13 protein-coding genes are annotated in these 12,066 nt (G+C 41.4%); 12 read left to right on the plus strand and 1 reads right to left on the minus strand.

Annotation, left to right across the window (positions count from 1 at the left end):
- Positions 1-83: 83 nt before the first annotated feature.
- From IQ10_RS01845 to hpf, 10 genes are all read left to right on the plus strand, one after another.
- Entirely contained in the window at positions 84-659 is a 576-nt protein-coding gene (locus IQ10_RS01845; RefSeq protein WP_242009682.1) for a flagellin, read from the plus strand.
- Positions 660-799: 140 nt separating this feature from the next.
- Complete coding sequence (locus IQ10_RS01850) at positions 800-1,042, plus strand: V-type ATPase 116kDa subunit family protein (protein ID WP_144448774.1); 243 nt, start codon at positions 800-802, stop codon at positions 1,040-1,042.
- 67 nt (positions 1,043-1,109) lie between these two features.
- Complete coding sequence (locus IQ10_RS01855) at positions 1,110-1,478, plus strand: DUF8042 domain-containing protein (protein ID WP_144448775.1); 369 nt, start codon at positions 1,110-1,112, stop codon at positions 1,476-1,478.
- A 35-nt stretch (positions 1,479-1,513) separates the two neighbouring features.
- Positions 1,514-1,714, plus strand: coding sequence for a YjfB family protein (locus IQ10_RS01860; RefSeq protein WP_144448776.1), 201 nt, complete (start codon positions 1,514-1,516; stop codon positions 1,712-1,714).
- 101 nt (positions 1,715-1,815) lie between these two features.
- Positions 1,816-2,190, plus strand: a complete 375-nt coding sequence (locus tag IQ10_RS01865) for a flagellar protein FlaG (protein ID WP_144448777.1) — start codon at positions 1,816-1,818, stop codon at positions 2,188-2,190.
- 55 nt (positions 2,191-2,245) lie between these two features.
- Positions 2,246-4,279 carry a flagellar filament capping protein FliD gene (gene fliD, locus IQ10_RS01870; RefSeq protein ID WP_144448778.1) on the plus strand — a complete coding sequence of 678 codons (2,034 nt, stop codon included), beginning with the start codon at positions 2,246-2,248 and terminating at the stop codon, positions 4,277-4,279.
- Between the two features lie 69 nt (positions 4,280-4,348).
- A complete protein-coding gene (fliS, locus tag IQ10_RS01875; protein WP_144448779.1) occupies positions 4,349-4,747 on the plus strand; it encodes a flagellar export chaperone FliS in 399 nt (132 codons plus the stop codon).
- The gene (gene fliT, locus IQ10_RS01880; protein WP_144448780.1) at positions 4,747-5,109 is read left to right on the plus strand and encodes a flagellar protein FliT; all 363 of its coding nucleotides are present in this window, start codon (positions 4,747-4,749) and stop codon (positions 5,107-5,109) included. The genes fliS and fliT overlap by 1 nt, the downstream gene beginning before the upstream one ends.
- Positions 5,110-5,880: 771 nt before the next feature.
- Complete coding sequence (cspD, locus tag IQ10_RS01885; RefSeq protein ID WP_034634086.1) at positions 5,881-6,078, plus strand: cold-shock protein CspD; 198 nt, start codon at positions 5,881-5,883, stop codon at positions 6,076-6,078.
- Between the two features lie 222 nt (positions 6,079-6,300).
- Positions 6,301-6,852, plus strand: a complete 552-nt coding sequence (gene hpf, locus IQ10_RS01890; RefSeq protein WP_144448781.1) for a ribosome hibernation-promoting factor, HPF/YfiA family — start codon at positions 6,301-6,303, stop codon at positions 6,850-6,852.
- A 246-nt stretch (positions 6,853-7,098) separates the two neighbouring features.
- On the opposite strand, the gene IQ10_RS01895 is transcribed toward hpf, so the two are convergent.
- Positions 7,099-7,749 carry a glycoside hydrolase domain-containing protein gene (locus IQ10_RS01895; RefSeq protein ID WP_144448782.1) on the minus strand — a complete coding sequence of 217 codons (651 nt, stop codon included), beginning with the start codon at positions 7,747-7,749 and terminating at the stop codon, positions 7,099-7,101.
- 216 nt (positions 7,750-7,965) lie between these two features.
- Between IQ10_RS01895 and secA the strand changes: the two genes are divergently transcribed.
- A complete protein-coding gene (gene secA, locus IQ10_RS01900; protein WP_144448783.1) occupies positions 7,966-10,485 on the plus strand; it encodes a preprotein translocase subunit SecA in 2,520 nt (839 codons plus the stop codon).
- A gap of 60 nt (positions 10,486-10,545) precedes the next feature.
- Positions 10,546-11,647 (plus strand): peptide chain release factor 2 gene (gene prfB, locus IQ10_RS01905; protein ID WP_144448784.1). Its coding sequence is split into 2 segments (ribosomal slippage): positions 10,546-10,617 and positions 10,619-11,647, totalling 1,101 coding nucleotides; the frame shifts between segments, so codons are not numbered across the junction.
- The last annotated feature ends 419 nt before the right edge of the window (positions 11,648-12,066 follow it).

Consider the following 12,066-nt stretch of genomic DNA (forward strand, 5'->3'; position numbering starts at 1 on the left):
CAGTTTTAGATACACCTAATACTTCGCCCTTCATTGCTACACACCAAAAGATTATTGAAGAAACGCATTCGATTTTGCAAAGAATGAGAGAATTAGCTGTGCAGGCGGCGAATGATACGAATACTATTTCGGAGCGACAAGCGATTCAAAATGAGCTCCATCAATTGCGAGAAGAAATTGATCGCATTGGGAACACGACGGAATTTAATACGCGCAAGCTGTTAAATGGATCTGGTGGAGATGGAAAGGTGACGCTTTCGCTGCAAATAGGGGCGAATGCTGGACAGGGCATGAAGATTGAATTTCATGACATGCGCTCAGAGGCGTTGGGGTTGAAAGGTGATCAAAATGAGGATGGGCTTGATGTTTCTGATCATGTGAAGGCAGGTGCTGTCATCGACCGAGTGACGAAAGCGATTGAGCGTGTTTCCTCTGATCGTTCACGATTGGGCGCCTATCAAAATCGATTAGAGCATACGATGTCAAATCTCGCCAATACGAGTGAAAACCTCCAAGCAGCTGAATCTCGCATTCGCGACGTAGATATGGCAAGAATATTTATGGAATATACAAAACATTCTATTCTTTCACAAGTGGCATTAGCGATGCTTGCTCAAGCGAATCAGCAATCTCAATCGGTGCTGAGGCTGCTTCAATAAGAGATAGACGGAGTAACCAATTGAGGTTGCTCATTTTTATTTATCTAGATAAATAGGTAAAGTCTCTATTAATTAAACATGTATTTCACTAAGCTATGATACGATAAAGGCATCACAATTTCTTGAAAAAGGAGTTTCAAATGGATAAGGAAACCGAAGAACAACTAGCCTTTCTTAAAGAGCAACTAGAGTGGAGCAAACAGCAAGCGATTCTTTTAGAGAAAATTGAAATCAAGCTCCATCAAATGAAAGAGATTGCTGAATATGTGCAGGATGTTGAATTGTCAGCTCATGAAATAGATGACTTAAATCAGCAGTTTCAAACGCTTCAGCAAGAGGTTGCCTCCTTGCAACGTGAATTACATTCGACTGTTATTCATTAATTCCTAAAATGTTAGCATTTTTAGCCGATATAAAAGATAGTAAAATTTTTTAGGAATGGGTGATTTGGTGGAACGGTATGTTGATGTAATGAAGCAAGCGGTAGAGCTAGTAAAGACGATGCAGGAAGGGATCGCTCATATTCAGACACAGCTAAATGAAGGGCAGTTTGAGCAGTCCATTGTTTTATTTCAAGATGTGATGACAGCTTATGCGGCATTGCAACGTTCAGTAACACCAGTGCTGACAGAACTGAAAGAGGATGAAGTGACACCGCAATTTGAGAAGCTCGCTCAGCCGTTAGAGTTAGTTGTGTCGGGATATGAGCAGAAGGAGTATGGACGGGTAAAAGAAGTGATTCAATTTACATTGCTTCCTTATTTACAAAAAATGGAACAATCATTGTCAGAAGCATTTGCTCCATACATCGTTTCATAATGTTTATAATAAGAGCTAGTTAAGGAGGCGTTAACATGGATATCGCATTAATGTCAATGGCGCTTAGTCAAGGTCAAGTACAACAACAGGCAAGTATGGCTGTCATGAAGAAAGCGATGGGAAGTGCTGAACAGCAAGGTGATGCTCTGCAGAAGTTAATGAGTTCAGCGGATGCTGCTGCGATTCAGCATGCGGCTCAGCCTCATCTGGGTGGATCGATTGATATTAAATTGTAAAATAACAGCTCTCTTTTGAGGGCTTTTTTTACTGTTTTTCTAAAGGGAAAGGTTCACATGACCGATAGAAGAAGTAGAAGAAAATATGGGGGTGCACGTAAATGGATGTGAAGGGTGTTTCGTCTCAAGGGCTTTCAGAATTGTTTAAAGGGAAAACGCAGGATTTGGCTACTACTAAGAAAGAAGAGTCTCCTAGCTCAATTATTGAGAAGGGAATTGAGGTAGCTAAAGAACAGCGTAAAGATACGAATTCTACGGAGATGCTTGATAAGCAAGTAGAGAGCATGAATAAGTTGCTTGATGCGAGCATGACCTCATTGAAGTTTAATGTGCATGAGGATTTAAAGCGTACGTATGTTCAAGTAGTGAATCGTGAAACGGATGAAGTCGTCAAAGAGATTCCTCCAGAGAAGTTTTTGGACATGGTCGCGTCGATGTTAAAGCATGCTGGATTAATTGTAGATGAGAGAATTTAACGATTACTTGGACTGATAGATTGAATAAGCAGGTGAATCGAAAGGGGTAGTATAGATGAGAATCGCAGGTCTCGCAACGGGTATGGATATCAATCAAATGGTAAGCGATCTAATGAAAGCACAACGTCTGCCGATTGATAAGATGATGCAGGATCGTCAAGTTATTCAATGGCAGATGGAGGATTACCGAGAAATCAACAGAAAGCTTGATACGTTTCGGAACAATACGTTTGATTCTGTTATTCGTCAAGCGAATATGCTTGCGAAGACGGTTTCGAGTACGAATGAAAGTCGTGTGAGTGCAACAGCAACAGCGAATGCGGGAAATATGACGCTACGGATTAGCAATGTGACTGAATTAGCAACAGCTGCTTCATATAGTAGTACGGCAAAAATTTCTGGTGCGACTAAAATTAAATCAACTGGATCACTTGGGTCTCAAGAATTTGGCACAGGTATTACGTGGTCTAAAGGGATTGTGCATCGTGAAAATGTAAGGCAATCAGCAACGTCAGAGATCGTTCAGCTCGGCCAAAAAGATATTACCAATCACCAAGATATGGTTGTCAAAGCGAATGGAAAAGTATATGACGTTGTGCTGGAGGATGCAACGAATACGATTGACACGATTACCGATGATCAAGTGCTCTTGAATGCGGCAGGAGGGACATTAACGTTTAAAAGCCCTATTAATCAAGGTACGACGGTATCAACCGTTTATACGACAAAAAACGCTGTGCAGAATTTTGAGGTTGAGACAGCGAGAAAGAACTTCCAAGTTCAAAAGAGTGGGTTGGCTCTTGATACGTTGGAGATTAAAGCTGGAGGGACGACGTATTCCGATGCGGAAAATAATCTCGTGACTGATCGAGATCAGTTAGCAGCTGGTAAAGTCTTTGTCAATCTTGATACAGGACAGATTGAATTTTTTGAAGTCCAGTCGAAAGTAAGTGTGGACTATCAGCAACGTTACACAGCGACTGGACTGTCTACGTATAACGCTGAGGGGCAAGAAGTCAGTGATAAATTTATTTTCACAGCGAATCAGTCCTTGAACACCGTTTTTACGGAGATCAGTCGGTCGTCGGTCGGAGTAAATGGCTTTTACGATGAATCAGCTGATAAAATTAATATGTCACGAACAGCCACTGGTCTTTTTAATCCAACGGCAGGCGGAAGTGAAATTACGTTTACTGGTCAGCTTTTCGAGAGTGTGTTAAAGATGGATGGAACAGGAGACGGAGGAGCGAAGAATGCCACCTTTACGTTAAATGGCCTGGAAACAACGCGTCAGTCTAATACGTTTACGGTAGCGGGAATGACGGTTACGTTAAAAGAGAAAACAGTGGGAGCTGAGGTTATTACGCTAAGCGCCTCTACCGACACGGACAAAGTGTTTGACACAATCAAAAAGTTTATAGACGAATACAATGAGCTTCTAGATTTTACAAACGGAAAGTTAACGGAAGAGCGTTACCGTGATTACCGTCCACTAACGGATGAGCAAAAAGACGCGCTATCTGAAAAAGAAGTAGAGCGTTGGGAAGAGCGTGCTCGTAGTGGTTTGCTTCGAAATGATTCAGTATTACGTAATCAATTTGATCGAATGCGTGTCGATATGTATAGCGCTGTAAGTGGATCTCTTGATACAGAATTCCGTCAGCTCTCAACGATTGGGATCACGACTTCACGTGATGTTATGGAGCGTGGGAAGCTAGTCATTGATGAAGACAAGCTTCGTGCAGCGATTGAAAGTGATGCTGAGGGTGTTTTTCAACTTTTTTCAGCGGACGGGGCTTCTTCTGAGGAGAAAGGAATTGCTCGACGCGTTCGTGAGACATTAGACGGAGCGATTAACTCGCTTGCGGAGCGTGCTGGTGGATTCCGGGGTAAGGTTCAAAATAAACAGTTTACACTTGGGCGTAATTTAGATTCTATTAATAACCGAATTTCCGATTTTGAGCGCCGCCTACAACAAGTAGAGGATCGTTACTGGCGCCAATTTAATGCGATGGATGCCGCGGTGAATCAAGCGAACAAGCAAGCAGAGACATTATTTTCGCAATTAATGGGGAACCAAGGTCAATAAAATAAATTTTTCATGTATAACAACAGACCTGTAGTATAATCGATTTAAATGAATGGGAAGGGTGACACGATGGCGACAAATATGCAAGCGGCTTATAAGCAAAATGCAATGAATACAGCGTCTCCTGGAGAGTTAACATTAATGCTTTATAATGGTTGTTTGAAGTTTTTGAAGCAAGCAAAGCAAGCGATTGAGGCAAATGATATTCAGGGTCGTAGTGTAGCGATGACGAAGGCGCAAAATATTATTCGTGAGCTGATGGTGACGTTGAAGACTGATTCTGAAGTGGGCGAGAATATGATGCGGATGTATGACTTTATTTTGAGTCGGATGATTGATGCGAATGTTCAAAATGATGTTAAGGCTCTTGAAGAGGCAGAGCAGCTTGTTATTGAGTTTCGTGACACATGGAAACAGGTGATTCAGCTCGATCGTCAGCAACGTCACGGGGCAGGCGGACAAGCATAATGTCTGCTGTGAAGGAGCTTTATCTTCAAACAAAGGAACTACTTGATTTTATCAATGAGCCTTTTCCAAAGGATGATGATGCACGTGATCAGTATATAGCTCAGCTAGATGAAAGGCTTGTAAAGCGTGAACCGTTTATTAAGCAAGTGGATGAAGACTCTTTGTCAGATGCAGAAAAGCAACTTGGTCAGGAGCTTATTAAGCTGAATCAACAGTTAACAAAGCGAATGGAGCAGGTGCGGACGGAGATTCAAGGAAATTTGAATCAACTAAAAGCTAAAAAAGCAACAAGTCGTAAATATGAAAACCCATACGACGGTCCATCGACGGACGGGGTTTTCTTTGATAAGCGCGGTGTTTAAGGAGCGAGAGTCAACCATAGTGGTTGGCTTTTTCTTTTTTGGGAATGGTTTTTGAGAGCTTTTAAGAGATCAACAATGTGCGGCTATCTGTATCAAAAAAAGCAGCGCAGAACCAGACCCCGCTTCCCCATCTTATTCCTGCACTACATCACTACCTCACCTAACTCAGCTCCGTTCATTTCTTCAAATTCACTGAAGTCAAGTTTGAATTCAGTTGCTGATTATAGTGAACGAAAGACATTAAAAATGCACACCTCTCTTATATCTAAGTGAGTGTGCGCATTTGTTTATATTGTGTGAAGGCGGGGAAAAACAATCCTCAAGAGGTGAGGCGCTTCACACAGGTGAATTAGTTCGCGGCTTATGTTTTGGAGGGATATGTAAGTTAAGGAGAGCCACAAACTAGAATGGAATAAAAGAAAGTTAACTCATCTATAAGAATATGTAAAAATAATGGTGATATATGTAATTTCTTGTTTCTATTGTATTAGGAAAATGGATATAATACAAGGGAAAAATAAAAATAATTAAATTATTTCGACAATAAACTAATTTCTATTTTTATTGTATAACTGTAAAAACTCTTTATTTATAGGTTTATTTTAACATTAATTTGAAAGCGGTATCACTAAATAAAAAGAATTCGCCAAAATCGTACAATTTCCGCGCATTTTTAGACAATTTAAGCGTTTGACTTTGATTGATAGCGCTGTTATAGTAAATGTGTGGAAATTATCCACAGTATTTTAGTTACGAAGGGAATGTGAAAGCATGCAAGGAAAAGTAAAATGGTTTAACGCAGAAAAAGGTTTTGGTTTCATCGAGCGCGAAGATGGGGACGATGTATTCGTACACTTCTCAGCTATCAATTCTGATGGATTCAAGTCATTAGACGAAGGTCAAGACGTTGAATTTGAAATTGTTGAAGGTGCTCGTGGTCCTCAAGCTGCGAACGTTGTTAAGCTTTAATTCACATTCCTGGGTAGGAAATGAATCATAGCTATAACTATTCAAGTCCATCTCGGTTACCGAGGTGGGCTTTTTCATGGTGGAAGGATTTCAAACGTCATCATGCCCATCGTAAAAAGTAAGCATAAAGACACATATTAAGTAAAGTTTCTTCATAATGTTTAAGAAGGATTTACAATTGGGTATATAGAATACAAGTACATAGAAAAGGAGGAGTTCTTAATGAATTATAATATCCGTGGTGAGAACATTGAAGTAACTCCAGCTTTAAGAGACTACGTTGAAAAGAAAGTAGGTAAAATAGAGCGTTATTTTGATACGACTCCTGTTGCCGACGTCAACGTAAAGATGCAGGTGTTAAATAACCAGCATATTATTGAAATTACAATCCCGATGCCGCAGCTTGTATTGCGCGCAGAGGAAGTTCACTCTGATATGTATGCAGCGATTGATAATGTAATTGAAAAGCTTGAACGTCAAATTCGTAAGCATAAAACGAAGGTGAATCGCAAGTTCCGCCAAGAAGGTAGCTTAAAATACATGTTTAAAAATGATCTTGAGCCTCTAGAGGACGAGCCGCTTGTTACTGACGACCTTGAAGTGGTTCGGACGAAACGTTTTAATTTGAAGCCGATGGATGCTGAGGAAGCAATTTTGCAAATGGATATGCTTGGTCATAATTTCTTCGTCTTCTCTGATGCGGTAAATGGAAATACAAATGTTGTCTATCGCCGAAAAGATGGAAAATACGGACTGATTGAGCCTGAGGCTTAAGCCGAAAATAAAAGGAGTGCAGCTTAGATGCTGTGCTCCTTTTTAAAAAGATAAGAAAAGTATAAAATTCGCTGACGTCTAGCGCAAGCGCCTACTCAAGGTGCTTGCGCTTTTCTATTTGTCTAGCTACTGCGCCTAGCCGCTCGAGGTTGCTTCATCCTGTCAATGGTTGCCTAAAACCTGGAAACTCATTGACAGGCTTCCACCACTTGTCGCGCCTTCTCAAGGCGCTTTCGCTTTTCTTACTTATGTTAATGTCTGATAAAGCTGTTGTTGCATTAACACGGTATCAATTGGGCAAGCCTCTGCATCACGCCCGTATTGCCATGCCCAAACATTCGCTTCACAATCTGGACGGCTTGGTGCATAACGTGGGATTCTTCGTTTGGGGGTAGGCCCAATCTCTGGTTCAGCACTCCAAATGACAGCTTGCTCGCGAACACGGCTGTTTCTTGTTGTGGCCTGGCAATACGCTTCATTAAATGTTCCCTTGTCTGGATCAGCATAGAATCCAGGTCGATATGGGCTATCAAAAAAGGTATTTACCCAAGAGATAATCCAGTCCGCATCAACATTAAAAAAGTTTTCGACATTGGCAAAAATAAAGCTGCCCTCAGCAATCCCTAAGCTTCGCGCTCTGAAAATGGCATTTCTAGCAGCAACAGACCCCTCTCTTGCTCCAGTAGCTTGTGTAAAATTATTGTAAATCAGTAGTAGCTTTATCCCCTTATTATGAATCAAACGAATTTCCTCAACTGTTAATCCATCACTAACATTTGGAATTTGAGATAAGTAACGGCCCCAAAAGTCTGGTTGCCCAAAATGGCTGACGACACATTGATAGAGCTCCTCTGTTACGCGGGCGGCGGAATCAACACCCCAATTCAAAATTGCCATATTATCCCTCCTTACGTATACAGTATGCGACAAGTGCGGAGAGGGCGACGCTTAATTTCGATTGAATCTCTGCTTTTTTTGACTCAAATGAAGGTTAAGATGCCATGGGGTTTACTTGTAAGCACACATGTTACCTGCTAAAATTAGCGTAAGTGTGAAAATGCTTCACGCCCGTCAAAAACGATTGACGAGCTGAAAGAAGAGAGGACGAATTCGATGTTAGGTTTATTGAAGAAAGTGATCGGTGACCCGAGTCAACGTCAATTAAAGAAGAATGAAAAAATCGTTGACCAAATTGAAGCGTTAGCAGATGAGATGAAGAAGCTCTCAGATGATGACCTTCGTCAAAAAACAGAAGAATTCAAGCAACGTCATCAGCAAGGTGAATCGCTCGATGACTTATTAGTTGAGGCATATGCTGTAGTGAGTGAAGCGGCAACACGTGTCTTGCATATGACTCCTTATCGTGTTCAGCTTCTTGGTGCGATTGCTCTGCATCAAGGAAATATTTCAGAGATGAAGACAGGGGAAGGGAAAACGCTTGTTGGAACGATGCCTGTTTATTTGAATGCCTTAACGGAGAAGGGTGTTCATGTTGTAACAGTCAATAACTACCTTGCTAGTCGTGACTGCGAAATTATGGGAGAGCTTTATCGTTTTCTTGGCTTAACTGTTGGGTTAAACGAGACGGGACTGTCTAAAGAAGAAAAGCAAGAAGCGTATCGCGCTGATGTAACTTATAGCACAAATAATGAGCTTGGTTTTGATTATTTACGTGATAACATGGTGCTTTACAAAGAACAAATGGTTCAGCGTCCGCTTCATTTTGCGCTAGTCGATGAAGTGGATTCGATCTTAGTCGATGAAGCTCGTACACCATTAATTATTTCTGGTTCAGTAGAGCGTTCCACTCAGTTATATCAACAGGCTAACTCGTTTATTCGTACGTTAAAGAAGGAAGAAGATTACACGTATGATGAGAAAACGAAGTCTGTTCAGTTAACAGAAGAAGGCGTGAACAAGGCCGAGCGTGCTTTTGGTATTGAGAATTTATATGATCAAAAGCATGTTCAACTAAATCATCATTTAACTCAGTCTCTTAAGGCACATGTCGTCATGATTCGTGATGCTGATTATGTTGTTGAAGATGGTGAAGTCGTAATTGTTGATTCTTTTACAGGTCGTTTAATGAAAGGTCGTCGCTATAGTGATGGTCTGCATCAAGCGATTGAAGCGAAGGAAGGTTTGCAAATTCAACGTGAGAGCATGACGCTTGCTTCCATTACGTTCCAAAACTACTTCCGGATGTATCAAAAGCTGGCAGGGATGACAGGTACAGCGAAAACGGAAGAAGAAGAATTCCGTAATATCTACGGGATGGATGTTATGGCGATTCCGACAAATAAACCAATTGCGCGTGATGATCGACCTGATCTTATTTTTAAGACGATGGATGCGAAATTCAGAGCTGTTGTGAAGGAAATTGAAGAAAGACATAAAACAGGGCAGCCGGTGCTTGTTGGTACAGTGAGTGTTGAGACATCTGAACTTGTATCAAAAATGTTAAATAAACGCCGCGTTCCTCACTTCGTTTTGAATGCGAAGAATCATGAGCGTGAAGCGGAAATCATTGAAAATGCTGGACAAAAAGGCGCGGTTACGATTGCGACAAATATGGCTGGTCGTGGTACCGACATTAAGCTTGGCGAAGGGGTAAGAGAAGTCGGTGGCCTGCACGTACTTGGTACAGAGCGACATGAGAGTCGTCGAATTGATAATCAGCTGCGTGGTCGTGCTGGTCGTCAAGGGGATCCAGGTTCATCTCAGTTTTATTTATCGATGGAAGATGAATTAATGCGTCGCTTTGGTTCTGATAACATGCGAGCAATGATGGAACGTCTTGGCATGGAAGAAGATCAACCAATTGAAAGTAAGCTTGTTTCGCGTGCGGTTGAAACGGCTCAGAAGCGTGTGGAAGGAAATAACTTTGATGCACGTAAACAAATTCTTCAATATGATGATGTTATGCGTGAACAACGTGAAATCATTTACAAGCAGCGTATGGAAGTGCTTGAATCAGAAAATCTTCGTGAAATCGTAGAGAGTATGATGAAATCTGTGATTGATCGCACGGTTCGTTTGCATACGCCAGATAGTGAGGTTCCAGAGGATTGGGATCTTTCAAAAATAGTGAATTACATCAATGCTCAATTATTAGATGAAGCTGAGCTAACAGAAAAAGAACTACGTGGTCTTGATTCTGAAGAGATGATTGAGCTAGTGACGGAGAAAGTGTTAGCTGAGTATAATAAGAAGGAAGAGCAATTCACACCAGAGCATATGCGTGAGTTTGAAAAGGTCATTATGCTACGTACGGTTGACCGTAAGTGGATGAATCATATTGATCAAATGGATCAGCTGCGCCAAGGGATCCATCTTCGTGCATATGGTCAAAATGATCCGTTGCGTGAGTATCGCTTTGAAGGCTTTGCCATGTTTGAAGAGATGATTGCATCGATTGAAGAAGAGGTGTCGATGTACATCATCAAAGCACAGGTTGCGCAAAACCTTGAGCGTCAAAAGGTTGCAGAAGGTGAAGCGGTTCAGCAACGCGAACCAGGTGACAAGCCGAAGAAGCGCAAGCCGATTGTGAAAGGTGAAACAATTGGCCGAAATGATCCATGTCCTTGTGGCAGTGGGAAGAAGTATAAGAATTGTCATGGTGCAAATGAATAATTAATTTGAAGTATGGTTCTCTTCATTAGATGAGGGGAACCAATATTATGAGGTGAAAAGATGGAATTAGTAGAGATTAAGCATGAACTTTCGTCGATGGCGAAGCGATTAACAGACTTTAGGGGGTCTCTTTGACTTAGAAGAGAAGCAGGAACGAATAGCTGAGCTTGAAGAAAAGATGACCGATCCTGATTTTTGGAATGACCAAGATGCGGCACAGGTTGTGATTAATGAAACAAATGCTTTAAAGGACCAAGTGAATGTTCTTCTTAAATTAGAAGCAGAGTTTGAGGATTTGGAAGTATTGTATGACTTGGTGAAGGAAGAAGAAGATGAGGAATTGCAAAAGGAGCTTGAAGCTGGGGTCAAGTCGTTGTCTCAATCATTAAATGAATTCGAGCTTCAACTATTATTAAGTGAGCCATATGATAAAAATAATGCGATTCTTGAGCTTCATCCAGGAGCAGGTGGGACAGAATCACAAGACTGGGCATCCATGTTGCTACGAATGTACACACGTTGGGCTGAGCGTAAAGGGTTTAAAGTGGAAACGATGGATTATTTGCCTGGTGACGAGGCTGGAGTAAAGAGCGTGACACTTCTAATCAAAGGTCATAATGCATATGGCTATTTAAAAGCTGAAAAAGGCGTCCATCGACTTGTGCGAATTTCGCCATTTGATTCATCTGGACGACGTCATACATCATTCGTATCATGTGAAGTGATGCCAGAGCTTGATGATACTGTTGAAATTGAAATTTCAACAGAAGATTTGAAAATTGATACGTACCGGGCAAGTGGGGCTGGTGGTCAGCACATTAATACGACTGACTCAGCGGTACGAATTACGCATTTACCGACAAATACAGTCGTCACATGCCAAAGTGAACGTTCGCAAATCAAGAACCGTGAACAAGCTATGAAAATGATGAAGGCGAAGCTCTATCAATTAAAAATTGAAGAGCAAGAAAAACAGCTTGCTGAAATTCGTGGTGAGCAAAAGGACATTGGGTGGGGAAGCCAAATTCGTTCGTATGTATTCCACCCGTACAGCATGGTTAAGGACCATCGTACAAATTATGAGATCGGAAATACAAATGGTGTGATGGACGGAGACCTTGACGGCTTCATTGATGCTTACTTGCGTCAATCACTAGGATAAACTTTTCTTGAACCCTTGCTTTGATCAAAGCAAGGGTTCTCTTTTTATATGAATCTCTTAATAAAAGACTGCACTCCGTTGATAAACCGATCTATGCCTTAGACCGAATTAATGCCGAGCTAGACCGAAAAAACTTGCGCTAGACCGAATTAATGCCGAGTTAGACCGAAAACCATCGCGCTAGACCGAATTATTGTTGAGTTAGACCGAATTAATGCCGAATTAGACCGAATACCCTCCACCTTTGACCGAAAAAACCCTTTCAGTTAGTTAAATCGAGGCCTCACGCTGTTTCTTTACTGCGATTCAGAGCTGATGAATCCTCTCTTCACCGCGTTAACGGGGTCTCATTTACATATTTTTTTCACGATGCTATACTACGCGAGGGCTATTGGGGCACTCTAGTTGAGAAAGGATGA

Origin of the sequence: Halalkalibacter nanhaiisediminis (assembly GCF_007830185.1) — a bacterium.
GTDB lineage: Bacteria > Bacillota > Bacilli > Bacillales > Bacillaceae_D > Halalkalibacter > Halalkalibacter nanhaiisediminis.